This window comes from Pseudoalteromonas sp. OF5H-5 (assembly GCF_021530695.1).
Taxonomy (GTDB): domain Bacteria; phylum Pseudomonadota; class Gammaproteobacteria; order Enterobacterales; family Alteromonadaceae; genus Pseudoalteromonas.
On sequence record NZ_JAKGBF010000002.1, the window covers coordinates 301,466 to 320,080 of the forward strand.

General features: G+C 38.5%; 14 protein-coding genes. All 14 read left to right on the top strand.

Features of this window, described 5'->3' with window-relative positions; translation table 11 throughout:
• Positions 1–442: 442 nt before the first annotated feature.
• The 14 genes from tviB (at position 443) to L1271_RS04260 (ending at position 17,825) form a co-directional block, all read left to right on the top strand.
• Positions 443–1,717, top strand: coding sequence for a Vi polysaccharide biosynthesis UDP-N-acetylglucosamine C-6 dehydrogenase TviB (gene tviB / locus L1271_RS04195; protein ID WP_235366823.1), 1,275 nt, complete (start codon positions 443–445; stop codon positions 1,715–1,717).
• Positions 1,718–1,797: 80 nt separating this feature from the next.
• Positions 1,798–2,820, top strand: coding sequence for an NAD-dependent epimerase/dehydratase family protein (locus L1271_RS04200; protein ID WP_235366828.1), 1,023 nt, complete (start codon positions 1,798–1,800; stop codon positions 2,818–2,820).
• 79 nt (positions 2,821–2,899) lie between these two features.
• Entirely contained in the window at positions 2,900–3,835 is a 936-nt protein-coding gene (locus tag L1271_RS04205; RefSeq protein ID WP_235366830.1) for a hypothetical protein, read from the top strand.
• A 67-nt stretch (positions 3,836–3,902) separates the two neighbouring features.
• Positions 3,903–4,439, top strand: a complete 537-nt coding sequence (locus tag L1271_RS04210; RefSeq protein ID WP_235366834.1) for an acyltransferase — start codon at positions 3,903–3,905, stop codon at positions 4,437–4,439.
• Positions 4,436–5,839 (top strand): lipopolysaccharide biosynthesis protein, encoded by a 1,404-nt coding sequence (locus L1271_RS04215; RefSeq protein ID WP_235366835.1) that lies wholly within the window; start codon positions 4,436–4,438, stop codon positions 5,837–5,839. Before L1271_RS04210 ends, L1271_RS04215 begins: the two co-directional genes overlap by 4 nt.
• A 100-nt stretch (positions 5,840–5,939) precedes the next feature.
• Positions 5,940–7,040 (top strand): glycosyltransferase, encoded by a 1,101-nt coding sequence (locus L1271_RS04220; protein WP_235366838.1) that lies wholly within the window; start codon positions 5,940–5,942, stop codon positions 7,038–7,040.
• A 42-nt stretch (positions 7,041–7,082) separates the two neighbouring features.
• A complete protein-coding gene (locus L1271_RS04225) occupies positions 7,083–8,252 on the top strand; it encodes a glycosyltransferase (RefSeq protein ID WP_235366839.1) in 1,170 nt (389 codons plus the stop codon).
• A gap of 54 nt (positions 8,253–8,306) precedes the next feature.
• Positions 8,307–9,653, top strand: coding sequence for a hypothetical protein (locus L1271_RS04230; protein ID WP_235366840.1), 1,347 nt, complete (start codon positions 8,307–8,309; stop codon positions 9,651–9,653).
• A 91-nt stretch (positions 9,654–9,744) separates the two neighbouring features.
• Complete coding sequence (locus L1271_RS04235) at positions 9,745–10,854, top strand: glycosyltransferase family 4 protein (RefSeq protein ID WP_235366842.1); 1,110 nt, start codon at positions 9,745–9,747, stop codon at positions 10,852–10,854.
• Entirely contained in the window at positions 10,854–11,453 is a 600-nt protein-coding gene (locus L1271_RS04240) for a sugar transferase (protein ID WP_010605751.1), read from the top strand. The genes L1271_RS04235 and L1271_RS04240 overlap by 1 nt, the downstream gene beginning before the upstream one ends.
• A complete protein-coding gene (locus L1271_RS04245; RefSeq protein WP_235366847.1) occupies positions 11,443–12,066 on the top strand; it encodes an acetyltransferase in 624 nt (207 codons plus the stop codon). The genes L1271_RS04240 and L1271_RS04245 overlap by 11 nt, the downstream gene beginning before the upstream one ends.
• 1 nt (position 12,067) lies before the next feature.
• On the top strand, positions 12,068–13,243 hold the full coding sequence (locus L1271_RS04250) for a DegT/DnrJ/EryC1/StrS family aminotransferase (protein ID WP_010605749.1): 1,176 nt from the start codon (positions 12,068–12,070) through the stop codon (positions 13,241–13,243).
• A gap of 130 nt (positions 13,244–13,373) precedes the next feature.
• Positions 13,374–15,335 carry a polysaccharide biosynthesis protein gene (locus tag L1271_RS04255; RefSeq protein ID WP_235366848.1) on the top strand — a complete coding sequence of 654 codons (1,962 nt, stop codon included), beginning with the start codon at positions 13,374–13,376 and terminating at the stop codon, positions 15,333–15,335.
• Positions 15,336–15,704: 369 nt separating this feature from the next.
• Complete coding sequence (locus L1271_RS04260) at positions 15,705–17,825, top strand: YjbH domain-containing protein (protein ID WP_235366849.1); 2,121 nt, start codon at positions 15,705–15,707, stop codon at positions 17,823–17,825.
• Positions 17,826–18,615 lie beyond the last annotated feature (790 nt).

Here is an 18,615-nt window from a genome sequence, read left to right on the forward strand (position 1 = left end):
GCAGCGACTTTACGTCGCGACTCGTAGCAGCGACTTTACGTCGCGACTCGTAGAACGGCTTTACGTTACGACTCGTAGCAACGACTTTACGTTACGACTCGTAGCAACGACTTTACGTTACGACTCGTAGCAACGACTTTACGTTACGACTCGTAGAACGGCTTTACGTTACGACTCGTAGCAACGACTTTACGTCGCGACCCGTAGCAGCGACTTTATGTCGCGACTCGTAGAACTGCTTTACGTTACGACCCGTAGCAGCGACTTTATGTCGCGACTCGTAGCAGCGACTTTATGTTACGACCCGTAGCAGCGACTTTACGTCGCGACTCGTAGCAAAAAATTAAAATTGCGGCCAAATAAAACGACAAGAGCGGTCGGACATATTCCTTAACTTTCTTCTAAAGAAATCAAAATTAAACATTCACCAAGCGAGATGTATATGGATTTAAATAAAGTAAAAATTGGTGTTATAGGGTTAGGCTACGTCGGCCTTCCTCTAGCGGTAGAATTTGGAAAAAAATATGCAACACTTGGTTTTGATATTAACCAAAACCGAGTAAATGAATTACTTGCAGGGCATGACTCAACGCTAGAAGTCAGTGATGAAGAGCTAAAAGAAGCACCACACTTGCAATACTCTTATAACGTAGGTGATCTTAAAGCGTGTAATCTATACATCGTAACTGTACCTACTCCAATAGATAAGCACAAACAGCCTGACTTAACACCACTAATTAAAGCCAGTGAAATGCTAGGAAAGGTCGTCGACAAGGGCGATATCATTGTTTATGAGTCCACTGTATATCCTGGTGCAACAGAAGAAGCATGCTTACCTATTGTAGAGCAAGTTTCTGGTCTTAAGTTTAATCAAGACTTTTTTGCTGGGTACTCACCTGAGCGAATTAACCCAGGTGATAAAGAGCACCGAGTAACCAATATTTTAAAAGTAACTAGTGGTTCAACACCTGACGTTGCCGAGTTTGTAGATCAGTTGTACAAGTCAATTATTACAGCAGGTACACATAAAGCGAGCTCAATTAAAGTTGCAGAGGCGGCCAAGGTTATAGAAAACACTCAACGTGATGTAAACATTGCCTTGATAAACGAGCTCTCTATTATTTTTAATAAACTCAATATCGACACTCTTGAAGTACTTGAAGCGGCAGGTACTAAGTGGAACTTTTTACCATTCCGCCCAGGTTTAGTGGGTGGACACTGCATTGGCGTTGACCCATATTATTTAACCCATAAAGCACAAAGTGTTGGTTATCATCCTGAGATGATCTTGGCCGGTCGTCGTCTAAATGATGGTATGGGTAAACATGTGGTATCTGAGCTAGTTAAAAAAATGCTGAAAAGACGCATTCAGGTAGAAGGTGCAAATGTTTTGGTGATGGGATTAACCTTTAAGGAAAACTGCCCAGATCTTAGAAATACCAAAGTAGTGGATATTATTACAGAGCTTAGTGAATACAATATCAACGTAGATATTGTAGACCCTTGGTGTTCAAATGAAGAAGCACAACATGAATATGGTCTCTCATTGACTTCTGAACACAAGCATGGCCACTACGATGCGATTATTCTAGCTGTTGGTCACAATGAGTTTAAAGAGCTTGGTGCTGAGGAAATCAAAAAACTAGGCAAAAAAGAGCATGTATTGTACGACTTAAAATATGTGCTACCAAAACAAGCCGTGGATATCCGCCTATAAAAAGCGAACCTTAGCCGAGGAAAAGGGTTTGTTAATAACCCTTTTTAATTTTTTGAACTAAAAAACCCGAAGAGTTTCTCATGTCTCGTTACGAAGAAGTTAAAGCTGAACTACAAAACAATCCAAAAGTCTGGCTAGTCACTGGTGTGGCTGGATTTATAGGCTCCAATCTACTTGAAACGCTATTAAAGCTAGGCCAAAAAGTAATAGGACTAGATAACTTTGCCACGGGCCACCAACATAATTTAGATGAAGTACAAAGCCTAGTGACTGCAGAGCAGTGGCAGCGGTTTACTTTTATTGAAGGTGACATTAGAGATTACGCCACTTGTGAAACTGCTGTAAGTAACGTTGATTACGTTTTACACCAAGCCGCACTGGGCTCAGTACCCAGATCAATCGCAGATCCAATTACCAGCAACGCTGCCAATATCACGGGCTTTTTGAATATGCTCCAAGCTGCGAAAGAAGCCAACGTGGAAAGCTTTACCTATGCAGCAAGCAGCTCGACTTACGGTGATCATCCAGCTTTACCTAAAGTGGAAGAGAACATAGGTAATCCACTATCGCCTTATGCTGTAACTAAATATGTAAACGAACTTTACGCAGGTGTTTACGCTAGAACCTATGGCTTTAAATCAATTGGCTTACGTTATTTTAATGTATTTGGTCAACGACAGGATCCCAATGGCGCTTATGCAGCGGTTATTCCTAAATGGACAGCGGCCATGATAAAAGGGGAAGATGTTTACATTAATGGCGATGGTGAAACTAGTCGTGACTTTTGCTTTATAGAAAACACAGTGCAAATGAATATTCTCGCAGCTACTGCATCTGATGAAGCTAAAGATAATGTTTATAATGTAGCTGTTGGAGATAGAACAACGCTTAATGATTTATATAAATCAATACAGTCTGCACTTAAAGAGTGTGATGTAGAGCATACCCAAGAGCCAATTTACCGTGATTTTAGAGCTGGGGATGTTCGCCATTCTCAAGCTAATGTCGATAAAGCAGTGAATAATTTAGGTTACAAACCTGAATATCGAATTTTAGAAGGTGTTGCTAAGGCTATGGAGTGGTATGTAGGGATAATTAAATAGAAAGCAGAATTTAATGATGCCTGTAGAAAAAACAGACTTTTTCCAAAAGTAAAATATACAAATATTAGAGGATATTTACTTGCAACTAAAAGTAAAAAATAGTGTTAATGTATTTTTATTATTCTTATTTTCTATTGTTGTTGCTTATATTCCCTGGGAAAGTGTTAGGAATTATAAGTTTGTTGACTTAGAAAGGAATATAGAAAGATACAAGCAATATACATATTTGTATAAAAATGTTGACTTTTCATTAGTTACGTCAGAACCATTGTGGAGATATATTACCCATTCATTATCCCATACAATAGTAAGTGGAGAGAGTTTTTACTCTTTGGTTGCGATATTTTGTTTTTTTGTATTTAGCTGTTTTATATACATAAAAACATCACGTATAGCTTATTGTCTTTTACTTATAAACCCAATAATGTTGGATTTTATTCTTTCACAACAGAGGAGTTGTGTTGCACTGGCTGTGTTAATATGTTTAATACCATTGAAGAAGCCATTTAAGTATTTTGGTTATATCCCTGCTGTTTTAATACATACTTTAAGCGCTGTTTTGATTTTTATTAATGAGGTGGTTGAGCGTGTATATAATTTCATTTCTGAAAGTGAATTGAAAAAGATAGTGTTTGCTTTGTTTTTTTCTTTTTTTATTGCGTTTTTAACTGTTTATGGTCGAGCAGTATTGTTAGGTTACTTTAATGATAGAAGAGCTGGTGATTATGAAGCAATAGGTAACTCTATTTTATATGCATTACCATGGCTAGTATATTCATTAATTGTTCTATGGAAATCAGAATGTGCAGAGGCGCCAACTATTCCTGTTATTTCTGCAATATATTTAATGGTGTTTTTTTGGGTTAGCGTGTTTGACTTTTACGGGAGTCGATACCTGGCTATTGGTTTACCATATTTTTATATCGCATTAAGGTACGTACCTAAAAACACATATCTAGTTTTTTTGTTGTCTATGCATCAATTACTGCTTTTATATATTTGGTTGAAAATTTAATAGTGATGTAATGTGTCATGTTGATTTACTTAATGCTTGGTTTTAAGATTTTTACAAAGGAAAAATTATGATAAGAAGAATTATAAGAAAAATTAAAGTAAGTTTAATGACTGATACTGAGTATGCAAAATATATCGGTGTTAATATTGGAAAAAACTGTAAAATAAGCTCTAGAGGGTGGTCATCTGAACCTTATCTAATAACACTAGGTGATAATGTTAGAGTTGCCAAAAATGTATGTTTTTTTACCCATGGAGGCTTGATCCCTTTTAGAGCGCCGGGAAGTGACTTAGATATTTTTGGTAAAATTATCATTGGGAATAAAGTACATATAGGGCAAGGCGCATATATAATGGCTGGAGTGACTGTTGGCAGTAATTGTATAATAGGAGCTGGTTCAGTGGTAACTAAAAGTGTACCTGATGGCTGTGTAGTTGGGGGCAATCCTGCAACTATAATATCTTCTACAGATGCTTTTATAGAAAGAGCGAAGTCAATTGACTTTATGACAAAGAGTTTGTCTATCCAGGAGAAAAAAGATTTCTTACTTTCTAATATTAATGACCCAAAGTTTATAGTCAAGAAAGAAATGATTGTTAAATGAATAGTTATATTTGGGTCATTGTAGAAAAATTTGGAGGAGTGTTATTAAAAGTATTAGGGATGATGCTTTTAGCTCGAGTTTTAACTCCTACTGATTTTGGTCTTTTTGGCATGGTTTTTGTGCTAAGTGCTTTCGGTATGGTACTTATTGATAGCGGGTTGGGGGGAGCTTTAATAAAAAAAAGAGACGTAAAAAATGTTGACTATAGTACAGTATTTACGTTTAACCTAATCGTAAGTATTGCTTTGTGCTGTTGCTTTTACTTTTCATCTGGTCTTATTGCAGATTTTTACAATGAAGAAAAATTAAAAGAAGTTATCCCACTATTGTCAATCGTTTTAATTATTAGAGCTCTAACTTTAATACCTGTAACGAAAATGACAAAGTCTTTACAATTTAAAATACAAACGCAGATGGCGTTGATTTCATATATTTTAGCTCTTTCAATAGGTTATTATATGGCGCGTCAAAATTATGGTGTATTGGCTCTGGTTTATATTTCTTTGTTTGACGCATTGTTTTATTGTGTTTTAATGTACGTTTTTTCAAGATACAAACCTAGTTTCTCCTTTGATATTACTTCCTTTAAGGAGCTATATCCATTTGGTATTAAATTATCTGCAGCTTCCTTGATCAGAACATTTTATGAGAATTCATTAAATATAGTAGTGGGTAAAGTTTTTGGTCCGCAATTGTTAGGGTTTTATTACCAGGCTAGTAAAATAAATGATATATTCCTTAGTACAACTACTAGTGTGATCAATAAAGCTGCATTTCCTATATTGGTTGATTTTAGTGACACTCCTAAGTTAATGAAAAGTAAAATGAAAATATTACTAACTAATGTGTGTTGGTTAACCTTTTTGATTTGCATTTTATTATCCCTCAATGCAGAGAATATTATACTTATAATGTTTGGTGAACAGTGGCTTGATTCAGCTTGGATGTTGGCTATTATCAGCTTGGCAGGTTTTGGTATGATTGTAGAAGCGACAACTAGATGCTTTTTAAAATCTCATGGGTTGGCTGATGTTATTTTAAAGTTGGAATTTAAAAAAAGAGCTATAGGGGTTTTTGTTATTTTAATGTCAAGTTTTTTTAGTCTTCAATGGATGCTATTGGCTTATGTTTTTACTACTTTGATTTCTTCATTATTAAACATGATGGAGGTTTCTAAGGCAACTAAGTACAAGTTTCTAATGCAGGTTCGTGATATTATGAAGCCTCTTTTATCTTGTTTCTTTATTTATATTACAATGTTTTTTTTGAAGGGATTTTTCATAACTGAGCCTGTATTGCTAGCATTTGTTACTTTTTTTATTCCCTGCTCCATTTATCTCTTATTGGCATTTTTTTTTGGAGTGTTGAGTGAAGTTAAGATTAAAAGGTTTATTAAGTAAATTTAATATCAATTTTTTTCAGGGTGGTTTCAGATTTCTATTGTTTTTCTTAGTTGTTTGAAGTGTTGTGTTCGAAGTGGTGCCTAAGGCATGAAAAATTATGAGTAATAAAAATATAGCCTTTTTCGTTTCTGGACTTGATAGTGGAGGAATTGAAAATTATCTCCTACGTTTTCTTCAGTACAAGCATAAAGCGTTTAATAATATTTATGTTTATTGTAAAAGCGGTAAAGGTGGGCAGCTTGAAGGCCGCTATCTAGAGCTTTACAATGTTACTGTTATCAAAGAAGCATTGCCTTTTATTGGTAAAGATCAATATAAAGCATTAAAAAGGTTCCTCATTAAGCATAATGTTGACGCTGTTTGTGACTTTACAGGTAATTTTTCTGGGAGAGTTTTATATATAGCAAAGAGCATTGGAATTAGTAAGCGTATTGCTTTTTACCGCGGTTCTAAAGATCATTTCAAACGATCCCTATTGAAGAACTTATATAACTCTTGGGTTAAAAGTTTAGTTTACAAAAATTCTAGTGACATACTGTCTAATTCTAAGGCTGCATTTGACTATTTTTTTCCGTATCAATGGAAAAACGATAACAGGTTTGCTGTTATTTATAATGGAATAAACACAGCATTATTTTTAGAAGAAACCTCCAACTTAAGGGAGGAGATGCTTATTCCTGACGATGCTTTTGTTATTGGTCATACCGGTCGGTTTAATGAAGCTAAAAATCACCAAACAATCTTACAAGTTGCTGATAAGATAATTAGTAAATATGATGACGTATATTTTATACTTTGTGGTAATGGTGTAAAGTGTGGAGTTGAGAGTTATTTCGCCGAACGGAAGCTTCCTAATAGAATCCTTGCTTATGATAACCGTGATGATATCCCTAAATTCCTCAACACAATGGATTGTTATTTCTTTCCTTCATTAACGGAAGGACAGCCTAATGCATTAATTGAAGCTATGGTAATGGGTTTACCTTTTGTTGCATCAAATATCCCTTCTATTGCGGAAACAGTAATAACTGACTCTAAACTCAATGAGCCTTTAGATGTACTATCTTTTTCTGAAACACTTGATGAGTTTTACAAACAGAAAGTCAAACGAGACGTTAATTTACAACAACAAACAAGAGAAAAATTCGATCATAGGAAGCGATTCAATGAATTTTTTCAGATTTTAAATAAAGAATAGTGAGCATATATAACAATAAGTGAATTTAAATAGGGAGGAAAGTTGGAAGTTAAATTAAATAAACTTGTATTTGCATATGATGGTCACTTTATTAAATTGCCTAATAAAAATATCGTTTCAAAGGGCGGTTTTCCAAGCGAGGTATGGGAAAGATATTTATCTATATCTGAGGAGCTAATAGTTCAGGCTAGAATCTTTAATGGTGCAGATAATCGAGCTAGTGGTGTAATCTCTAATCATGAAAATGTATCGTTTAAAGAGCTACCTAACTTGTCTAGTATTAAGGGGGCTTTAACTAAGCGCAATAAATGTAGACAATCCATTGAGGATGAATTGAAACACTCTGACTTGTTGGTTGCCAGGTTACCTTCTGAAATAGGATTAGTGGCTATTAGTGTTGCTAAAAAGTTAAATAAGCCTTATGTAGTCGAAGTGGTAGGGGATGCATTCGAAGCTCTATTTCATTTAAATAGTTTGTTTTATAAATGTTACTCATTCATTTTTAGTTATAGGAATAAACAAGCTATTATGGGAGCAGCTGGTGCTATATATGTTACAAATTATTATTTACAAAGAAGGTATCCATGCTTAGGTATTACAGGAGTTGCTTCAAATGTAGAGTTGGATGTTAGTAATGTAATAGAGTGGAATCCACGGAAAGGGAATGTATTCGGTCTCATAGGAACTCTTGAGGTAGCCTATAAAGGTGTTGATGTAGTTATTAAGGCTATTTCCTTACTTAAAAATAGAGGTGTAATTTGTCAGCTTAGAATAATAGGTGAAGGAAAATATAAAAAAAACTATCAAGCTATGTCTAAGAAATATGATGTGGAAGAGTTGGTTTTTTTTGATGGCGGCGGTAAATCAAAAGATGAGGTATATCGTTGGATTGATGATTTAGATTTTTATATACAGCCAAGTAAAACTGAAGGCCTACCACGTGCATTAATAGAAGCAATGTCAAGAAAAAAAGTGTGTATAGGTTCAAATGTGGGGGGAATACCTGAATTGTTAGCTGAAGATTATATTTTTGAAAGTAAGAACTGGAAAAGTTTGAGCGCTAAAATGGAAAGTGTAATTAATATGGATATACAAGAATATAAAAATGAAGCAGAGGTGAACTATGAGAAAGCCCGTATGTTTGACTCTAGAGAGCTTGACTTAAAAAGAGCTTGTTTTTGGGAAGAAATCCATAAGTCAGTCGCCCAATAGATTAGTTAAGGTTGGTCAGGGGGTTGTCGAAACTTACTATTATTACGGAATGCAATGAATAAATTAATTGGTTTTTTACCTGTGTCTTTTCAAAATCTTTTGATTAGTTTATATAATACATATCAATATAAAGTTAGGCATGGTGGTAAATATAAATATTTTTTTAATTTCCACAGTGAAAAGTTAAATTCCAAAAGTTTCTGTGGTAGTGATGTCGAGACCAAACTAAAAGGTTTCTTAATGCTTGCCGTTAAAAAATCGAGCTGGTATAAATCATGTAGTAATTTTATAAGCCTACAGGATTTTCCTGTTCTTACTAAATCAGACTTAATTGAAAACTTAACAAAGATCAAAACTTTAGAAGAAAGAGACGGTATTGTTAGCTTAACTGGAGGTACGACCGGAGCTTCTATGAAAGTTATATATACGAAGTCTGATATGCAAGAACGATTCGCAATATTAGATGCTTATAGAGCGAAGTTTGGTTATAAGCTAGGAAAGAGAACAGCTTGGTTTAGTGGAAAAAACTTTGCTACAGAAAATGATATAATGAAAGGACTGTGTTATAGAGATGATTGGATAAATCAGATTCGTTTCTTTTCCACTTTCCATATTTGTGAAAAAAACTTCGAAGTGTATTGGGCAGCATTTAATAAATTTGGCCCTGAGTTTATTGTTGGTTTTCCCTCTAGTGTTTATGAGCTGTGTTCTATTGCCTTAGCTAAAGGTTATGTCTACAAGGGCAATGTGAAATGTTTCTTTCCAACAGCAGAAACAGTTTTACCTCATTACCGAGAAGTTATATCTAAAGTTTTAGGCTGTAACATTAAAGATCAATATGCATCTTCTGAAGGCGCTCCTTTCATACTTGAATGCGAACATGGGAGTAAGCATCTTTATCCATATAGTGGCATATTTGAAGTCGTTAATGAACAGTTAGAACCAGCAGATGAAGGTGAGATATTGGTTACTTCATTTACAACTCACGGTACCCCTCTTATTAGGTATCGTATTGGTGATAAAATAAAATTAGCGGCTAACTCAAAAAAATGCGGTTGCTTATCTCCTTATCCTATTGTCGATAATATTCAAGGAAGGGATTCGGACTTTTTGTATTCTCAAGATAAAGTGAAAGTGAATTTAGGTAATATTAGTAATTCAACTAAAGATGTTTTAGGAATTATATGTTTTCAAATAATCCAAGACTCTTTAGAAGAAGTGGGCGTATATGTCGTTGGAACTGATTTTTTTGATAGTAAACAGCAATCTAAGTTTACAGAAGCACTTCAAGAAAGACTTGGGTCTAATATGGTTATAAATATAAATGTTGTTGATTGTATTGAAAAAGAGAAAAGTGGGAAATTTAGAATTGTTAAAAACAATATTGAGTTAAATTGTTAGTTGTATGGTTGCTAATTTACAAATTTATGGTGATTTATATATTTAGTGACTTTATCTGTTGTTACTAAACTAGCGTGAATGTAAGTGATATATGAAAATAATGGTTATAGGTGCATTGCCTTCATCTTTATATAATTTCAGAGGACAGTTACTTCAATGTCTTAAACGTGTAAATATACAAGTTAAAGCGTTGGCTTCAGAAGCTTCAACCTCTGATGTGGAGGCTGTTGAACATTTCGGTGCAGATTATATTGATTACCCTATAAGCCGAAGTGGGTTAAGCCCCACTGAAGACTTAAAAACATTTATAGCATTACGTAGAGCTTTTAAAGAGCAACAACCTAATGTGATTTTGGCTTACACAATAAAGCCGATTATCTGGGGAGCTTTTGCCGTGCGTTGTATTCCTAGTTGTCGCTTTTACGCATTGGTAACTGGTTTGGGGTTTGCTTTTCAAAGAGGAAATTGGAAAAAAAACCTTTTGATGAAACTAGTTATTTTTTTATATAAAACAGCCCTAAAAAATGCGGATAAGGTGATTTTTCAAAACCCGGACAATAGGCGGGCATTCATCGATTTAGGGATTGTACCTGAATGCAAAACGGCTTTAGTTAACGGTTCAGGTGTTGATGTTAGCTATTTTCAAGTTAAACCTTTACCTTCTTCCCCAAAATTTTTACTAATCGCCCGCTTACTAGGTGATAAAGGGATTCGTGAATATATAAAAGCTGCCAATATAGTGAAGCAAAAATATCCAGAGGCTATATTTCAGTTGGTAGGACCAGAAGACCCCTCGCCAGATGGTATTTCACTTAATAAATTAGAGGAATTAAACCGACAAAATGCCGTTAGCTATTTAGGTGAAACAGACGATGTAAGGCCTTATATAGAAAGTTGCAGTATTTTCGTACTGCCCTCATATCATGAAGGATTACCACGAACTGTTTTAGAAGCGATGGCTACTGGTCGACCAATATTGACAACAGATGTTCCAGGTTGTCGAGAAACTGTTACAAATGGTGAGAATGGTTGGTTAGTTAAAAAAGGCGATGCTGAACAGCTTGCCGAAAAAATGATTTGGTTTATAGAAAATCAAAGTGAATGGCAAAGAATGGCAAATGCAAGTAGAGCAATGGTTGAAGATAAGTTTGATGTTCATAAGGTTAATGCGGAACTTTTGAAGATAATGGAATTAAATTAATGAAACGTATCTTTGATTTTTTAGTTGCCCTGTGCGCAATACTGACTTTACTGCCTGTAATAATTTTAGTTGCTTTGCTTATACGCTTAAAACTGGGTTCACCTATATTATTTACTCAAGACCGCCCAGGTTTGAATGGTAAAATTTTTAAAATGATGAAGTTCAGAACCATGCTAGATGCTAAAGATAAGCAGGGGAACTTATTGCCAGATGACCAGCGTATGACCAAGTTTGGTGGTTTTTTACGTTCAACTAGCTTAGACGAGCTACCTGGGTTGCTAAATGTGATTAAAGGGGATATGAGCTTAGTTGGACCTAGACCTTTACTCGTTCAGTACTTACCTCTTTATAGTCCTGAGCAAGCGCGTCGCCATAATGTCCGTCCTGGGATTACTGGTTGGGCACAAGTGAATGGCCGTAATGCAATTAGCTGGGAAGACAAATTTAAGCTTGATGTTTGGTATGTAGAAAATCAAAGCTTTTTACTCGATATAAAAATACTCTTTTTGACCGTAAAAAAAGTCTTTGTACGCGAAGGAATAAGTGGTGATGGACACGTGACTATGGAGCCGTTCAAAGGAAATCAAAATGATGGCTAAGCTGGCTATTTTAGGCGCAAGTGGTCACGGAAAAGTAATAGCGGAAATCGCTGAATTAAACGGTTATCACGTCGAGTTCTTTGATGATGCATTTGAAGTTAAGAGCAAGCTTGAGCACTGGTCTGTAGTTGGAGATTCTGAAGCGTTAGCTCAAAGACTCGATAATTATGAAGGCGTAATAGTTGCTATTGGTAATAATCAAATTAGAAAAGAGAAGCTAGAGAAACTGTTAGCTCTTGGAGCTAGAACGCCTGCATTGCTCCACCCGAGTGCTACGGTAAGTAAATTAGCTAACATTGGTGAAGGTACAGTCGTTATGGCTGGTGCAGCGATCAACGCTTTTGCTCAAATCGGTCGGGGCTCTATTATCAACACGAATGCGACAGTTGAGCACGACTGTTTTATACAGGACTATGTTCATATATGCCCAAGTTCAGCCATTGCCGGCGGCTGTAAAATTGCCAGTGGAGTGTGGGTAGGTATTGGGAGCTCTTTTAAACAGTTGATTGAAGTTGGAGAACTAGCGATTATTGGTGCCGGTTCTGTTGTTGTACAAAATGTTCCAGCAGGTGTTACAGCATATGGTAACCCTGCTAAAGTTGTGAAGGATTAAAATGTTAAATTCCCCGTTTTCCCCTTGGCCTAGCTTTACTCAGCAAGAAGCAGACGCAGTAAGTAAAGTTGTACTTTCTAACAAAGTGAATTACTGGACAGGTACAGAAGGGCGTGAATTTGAAAAAGAGTTTGCAGCTTGGACTGGTGCTGAATATGCGATTGCACTTGGTAATGGCACATTAGCGTTAGATATTGCATTGAAAGCATTGAACGTTGGCGAAGGAGACGAGGTTATCACTACTCCTCGTACTTTCTTAGCTTCTGCAAGTAGTATTGTTACAGCGGGAGCTGCACCTGTATTTGCCGACGTTGACTTAAATAGCCAAGCTATTACTGCAGAGTCTATTAAAGCGGTTTTAACACCGCAAACAAAAGCAGTTATTGTGGTGCATTTAGCTGGGATGCCTGCTGAAATGGATGCAATCATGGCCCTCAGTAAAGAGCATGGCTTCTATGTTATAGAAGACTGTGCTCAGGCACATGGTGCTAAGTATAAGGGGCGTTCGGTTGGTACTATAGGTCATATAGGTGCTTGGTCATTTTGCCAAGATAAAATTATGACCACTGGTGGTGAAGGTGGAATGGTTACTACAAACTCCAAAGACCTATGGTCAAAAATGTGGAGTTATAAAGACCACGGTAAAAGCTTTGATGCCATTTACAATCGTGAACACCCTCCTGGATTTCGCTGGTTGCATGAGAGTTTTGGCACTAATTGGCGTATGACAGAAATGCAAGCAGTGATTGGGCGTATTCAACTTACTCGTATGTCAGACTGGACGGCTAAAAGGCAAAGCAATGCTCAGGCAATAGATCAAGTTGCAAAAGCATTTAATGTGGTACGTACAGTGCGCGTGCCGGATTATATTGAGCATGCAGAGTATAAACATTATTTGTTTGTAAACTCTGCGGCGCTTAGGGAAGGTTGGACAAGAGATCGCATAGTCGACGAAATCAACACGCTTGGCGTGCCTTGTTTTCAAGGTAGCTGCTCAGAAGTTTACCTAGAAAAAGCCTTTGATAGTACGCCTTGGCGACCAAAAGAGCGTTTAACGAATGCAGTAGAGTTAGGTGAAACATCTTTAATGTTTTTGGTACACCCAACGCTTACCACTGAAGAAATCAGCAAAACTTGTGAGGTAGTAAAGCAAGTACTTCACAAAGCATCACTATAAATAGGAAGGGTGCGCACGCATCCTCCATATTTTCCTCATACATTTTTGCTACTTTTGTGTATACTGCAACATGTACTATGCTTTAGTTCGTCTGCGGTTTTAATTCGGATTGGAATAAAAAGGGAACACAATGGATAGTTGGTTTCGCGCCTTACTTGGCGCTTCTCGTAGCCAAAAACGACTTCTCACGCTCGTATTAGATTCAGTTTTTATAGTCTCAGCCTTTTGGTTAGCGCTTATTGTTCGCCTTGATAGCCTAGCACCACTGGCTAATTTTAATAACTGGTTAATCCTCGCGTTATTACTCCCCATTAGCTTGGTGATATTTGTAAAACTTGGTTTGTATCGCGCTGTGCTCCGTTACGTTGGGGCAAATGCCGTAGGTGCTGTTGTACTTGGTACAGTTATTAGTACCGTGATTTTAGTGTTGTCTTCATTTTTTACGCAAACCGCCATTCCTCGTACTATGCCCTTTATTTATGCGTGGTTGATGATACTTTCAGTGGGGGGATCGCGTATTTTGGTAAGAGCACTTATTTGGCGATTAACCTCATTTACTAAAACCCCAGTGGTTATTTATGGCGCTGGAGATGCAGGCCGGCAGTTAGCTACTGCGCTAGCAACAGGGCCTGACTATTATGTTACGGCGTACTTAGACGATGACGCTACCAAACATAATGCTATTATCCAAGGGATCCCCGTTGTTGCCTTTGACGAAATCTATAATTTGATAGATAAAAAGCGAGTAAATAAGGTTTTGCTTGCATTACCAAGCGTATCGCGCTCACGCCGTAAAGAAATACTCACGAAGTTAGAAAAACTGCCGCTCGAGGTGATGACGGTGCCAGGTATGGCAGACGTTATTGACGGTAAAGCGCAGCTTAATGAGATAAAAGAAGTCGAAATTGAAGACTTATTGGGCAGAGACCCAGTAGCGCCACAAGCAGAGCTGATGGCTGCAAATATAAAAGATAAAGTCATTATGGTAACCGGTGCAGGCGGTTCTATAGGTTCTGAACTATGCAGGCAAATTATATTAAATGGACCTAAAAAGCTGGTGCTTTTTGAGGTGTCTGAGTTTGGTTTATATAGCATTGAAAAGGAGCTGAATCAGCTTGCATTGAATAAAGGCGTATCATTGGAAATAGTACCAGTGATGGGGTCAGTGCAACGTATCAATCGTATTGAAACTTGCATGAAAGCCTTTGGGGTGCAAACTGTCTACCATGCCGCAGCCTACAAGCATGTACCGCTTGTAGAGCAAAATGTTGTTGAGGGTGTTCGTAATAATGTATTTGGTACTTATTACACGGCTAAAGCCGCTATTAACGCAGGAGTAGAGACCTTTGTATTAATCTCTACAGATAAAGCGGTGCGCCCTACCAATGTGATGGGTGCAACCAAGCGTATGGCAGAGTTAGTGTTACAAGCCTTGGCTGAAAGTAAAGTAACGTCTAAAAATACCCGTTTTTGCATGGTACGTTTTGGTAATGTGCTTGGTTCTAGTGGTTCAGTTGTGCCTCTATTCCGTAAGCAGATTAAAGAAGGTGGACCAATTACCTTAACGCATAAAGATATCACCCGGTTTTTTATGACCATACCAGAAGCTGCGCAGTTAGTTATTCAAGCGGGTGCTATGGGGAAGGGGGGGGACGTATTTGTGTTAGATATGGGTGAATCTGTTAAGATCAAAGACTTAGCGACCAAAATGGTGCATCTTTCTGGCTTAGAAGTTAAATCAGAGTCAAACCCTCATGGCGATATTGAAATTGAATGCACTGGATTGCGCCCAGGTGAAAAGTTATATGAAGAGTTATTGATTGGTGACAATGTAGAAGAAACCTCTCATCCACGGATCATGACGGCCAATGAGGTAAAACTACCAATGGCAGAGCTAGAGTCTTTTATGAGTGCAATGGACACGGCTTGTCATAATTTTGATCATGAGCTTATTCGTAAATTGTTGCTAGAGGCGCCTACAGGCTTTAATCCTACAGACGGTATTTGTGATTTGGTGTGGAATGAAAAACGCCAAGTGCTTGAAGCGCAACGTGAGTCCGAGCAGAAAGTGGTTAATTTAAGAAACGTGTAACGATCTTATCGCGGAGTTATGTATTCGTAGCAGCGACTTTATGTCGCGATGCTCTTATCTCGGGGTAAACCCGTTGCTACGGGTGGTGTTTTGGTGCTGTTGTCGCGGGATAAACCCGCTGCTACGGGTGGTGTTTCGATGCTGCTGTCGCGACGCTTTTATCTCGGGGTAAACCCGCTGCTACGGGTGTGGTGTTTCGGTGCTGTTGTCGCGATGCGCTTATCTCGGGGTAAACCCGCTGTTACGAGGTTGGGTTTTTCTATACTTCATTGTACGATGTCTACATAATACTTATAACGGTGGCTGAGCTGGTTAATTTGCTCTGCCACATTTAATTCAAGAATTGAAAATAAAAATCGGTCTGCGCACATGTCAAAAATAAATACGATTCTTGCAGGTAGCATTGCACTTGCAAGCATACCTGTTTTAGCTGATACCCAAATAAATAACTACACTGCATTTGCGGGGTACACTGGTATTTTTAATACCCCTACTGCTGAGGTACTTGAAAAGGGAAGTATAGATATTGGTTACAATAACCAACTTGATCACAGTGGCAATGGCTACTTCGATGGTCACAACTATATTTTCTCAGCGGGTGTGTTTGACGGTTTAGAGGTAAGCGGTATGATTGCTTCTAATACAATGCACGACAATCTTTTTACTGCTAAAGCTAATGGTGAAAATCAAACTCGCGACCTTTCATTTAACTTAAAATACCAACTCCCTTTTGTGCCTAAAGAGTGGTTTAACTTAGCTGTAGGTGGTAAAGACCTTGGCGGTGCCGCTAATAATTATGAAACCTATTATTTGGCAGGTTCTCGTGAATGGAACGACTTTAGATTTTCAGCGGGTTTTGCGGTAAGCGATCGCGCAACCGGGCAAATGGATGGCGCATTTGCGGGTATTGAGTGGCAGCCACTAGACTGGCTAGCTGTGCAAGTGGAACATGATGCTGATGCGGTTAATGCCGGTTTGCGTCTAACAGTACCAAAAGCATGGATTTATGATGTGGGTACTTTAACGCTTACCAGTAAGTTTTACAGTAATACTGATCACGCTGAAAAAGACACCTTTTGGGGTGTAAACTTCTCCATGCCTTTGTTTGAGCAGGCAACATTAAATGACCCACTAGAAGCAGCTCCAGCGCCAACGCTTGACGCAGACGCCAAGCGAGAAGCGGCATTTAAAGCTCATTATGAGGAGCAGCGCCGTCTCGCCCGTAAACCTCTTCCTGAAGCGAAAAAAGAAGTCACAGAGCGTGATGAATATAAAAAATCTCTAACAATGCAAACGCGCGCTTTAAAAGCGGCGCTCTTGGAAGACGGCTTTGAGTCGGTAAGTGTTGGCTTCAATCGAGACCCTCATGTTGTCGTGAGTTTTGAAAACTATGTTTTTAATCGCAACGACATAGATGCAATTGGTTTAGTATTAGGTCGTATTGCTGAACATGTGAACGAGCCGAACGCGCAGTTTACTGTTCAATTGCTAAATCGTGGTATTCCAATGTTAGCATTGCGAGGCCACATTAATAATTATAGAGAGTTCGTAAATACTGGCACTACACCTGATATGGATATTCGTCGAGGCGAAATGGACCCAATTGGTAGTGTGTCTTGGGTTGGTATGCCAAAGGCAAATAGCGCGTACTTTAAACCAAGATTAACCGTTGGTCCTGCACTGGACTCAAGGTTGGCAACGGAGCTGGGAGTTTATGATTTTTCACTCGCCTTAAAAGCTGATGTTGATGTACCAATGTGGTATGGCGGTGGTATTAATTTAAGTGCCGAAACCGAAGTTGCGAATACGAGTGACTACGATGATGGAAAAGCATTTGGTCGTTTGGCTAAACAAAGTGGCTTAACACAAGCGACTATCTATCAAACATTTGCACTGCCTTATGGTATTTATAACCAAACACATATCGGCTTTTTTAAAGAGTTTAATGATTACACAGGTATTAAGAACGAAACAACTTGGTTGAGTGGCAATGGTCGTCATCAATTTTCAGCAGAGCTTGGATACTTTGAGTACGATGATTATGACTTAGATAAGGATTATCAAACCTTGTCTTATCGTTATAACTGGGTTGAGCAAGATGTTAGTTTTCATGCTACAGCAGGTAAGTTCTTTTATGAGGATAGTGGCGTTAAGCTAGAAACGCGCTTTTGGTTTGGTGATAGTTACGTGTCCATATTTGCGCAAGATACAGATGTGCAAATCGCTGGTATATCTTTTAGCATTCCACTTACACCTAGAAAAGACATGGCACCAACACGTTATGGTCAAATTAAAGGAAATGAGTCGTGGCGTCATGCTGCAAGTACGCGAATTGGTGAATCAACAAATGCCATTGCGATTGGTCGAGGCCATTTAGTTAATACGCCGGTTAATATTGATAAAACATTCCTCAATCAAGGTCGTTTATCGAGCAGCTATGTATATAGTAACTTGGCTCGACTAAGAGAAGTGTATTTGACCTATAAATAAGAGATGGTCACGGTAAGCCTGCTGCTATGGGGTCGGTGTTTCGGTGCTGCTGTCGTGGGGTTATGTATTCGTAGCAGAGACTTTATGTTCGGGGTTAACCCGCAGCTTTAGGTGTGGCGTTTCGTTGCTGCTGTCGCGGGATAAACCCGCTGCTACGGGTGTGGTGTTTTGGTGCTGCTGTCGCGGGATAAACCCGCTGCCACGAGGTTGGAGTGCTTGTCGCGAGGCTATGTATTCGTAGCAGCGACTTTATGTCGCGATGCTGTTATCTCGGGGTAAATCCGCAGCTTTAGGTGTGGTGTTTCGGTGCTGCTGTTGCGGGATAAACCCGCAGCAACGAGGTTGGAGTGCTTGTCGCGGGGTTATGTATTCGTAGCAGCGACTTTATGTCGCGATGCTGTTATCTCGGGGTAAATCCGCAGCTTTAGGTGTGGTGTTTCGGTGCTGCGGTCGCGGGATAAACCCGCTGCTACGGGTGTGGCGTTTCGTTGCTGCTGTCGCGGGATAAGCCCGCTGCTACGGGTGTGGCGTTTCGGTGCTGCTGTCGCGGGATAAACCCGCTGCTACGGGTGTGGCGTTTCGTTGCTGCTGTCGCGGGGTAAATCCGCTGCTATGGGGTCGGTGTTTTGGTGCTGCTGTCGCGGGATAAACCCGCTGCCACGAGGTTGGAGTTTGGAACCTTGTCGCGGGGTTATGTATTCGTAGCAGCGACTTTATGTCGCGACGCTCTTATTACGGGATAAATCCCGGTTACGGATCGCGATTCTCTTTTTTATTTTATCTCGTGACG

Excerpts from the sequence above, each read along its gene's own strand:
- tviB (WP_235366823.1), top strand. The coding sequence starts at position 443 with ATGGATTTAAATAAAGTAAAAATTGGTGTTATAGGGTTAGGCTACGTC.
- L1271_RS04200 (WP_235366828.1), top strand. The coding sequence starts at position 1,798 with ATGTCTCGTTACGAAGAAGTTAAAGCTGAACTACAAAACAATCCAAAA.
- L1271_RS04210 (WP_235366834.1), top strand. The coding sequence starts at position 3,903 with ATGATAAGAAGAATTATAAGAAAAATTAAAGTAAGTTTAATGACTGAT.
- L1271_RS04215 (WP_235366835.1), top strand. The coding sequence starts at position 4,436 with ATGAATAGTTATATTTGGGTCATTGTAGAAAAATTTGGAGGAGTGTTA.
- L1271_RS04220 (WP_235366838.1), top strand. The coding sequence starts at position 5,940 with ATGAGTAATAAAAATATAGCCTTTTTCGTTTCTGGACTTGATAGTGGA.
- L1271_RS04230 (WP_235366840.1), top strand. The coding sequence starts at position 8,307 with ATGAATAAATTAATTGGTTTTTTACCTGTGTCTTTTCAAAATCTTTTG.
- L1271_RS04235 (WP_235366842.1), top strand. The coding sequence starts at position 9,745 with ATGAAAATAATGGTTATAGGTGCATTGCCTTCATCTTTATATAATTTC.
- L1271_RS04240 (WP_010605751.1), top strand. The coding sequence starts at position 10,854 with ATGAAACGTATCTTTGATTTTTTAGTTGCCCTGTGCGCAATACTGACT.
- L1271_RS04245 (WP_235366847.1), top strand. The coding sequence starts at position 11,443 with ATGATGGCTAAGCTGGCTATTTTAGGCGCAAGTGGTCACGGAAAAGTA.
- L1271_RS04250 (WP_010605749.1), top strand. The coding sequence starts at position 12,068 with ATGTTAAATTCCCCGTTTTCCCCTTGGCCTAGCTTTACTCAGCAAGAA.
- L1271_RS04255 (WP_235366848.1), top strand. The coding sequence starts at position 13,374 with ATGGATAGTTGGTTTCGCGCCTTACTTGGCGCTTCTCGTAGCCAAAAA.
- L1271_RS04260 (WP_235366849.1), top strand. The coding sequence starts at position 15,705 with ATGTCAAAAATAAATACGATTCTTGCAGGTAGCATTGCACTTGCAAGC.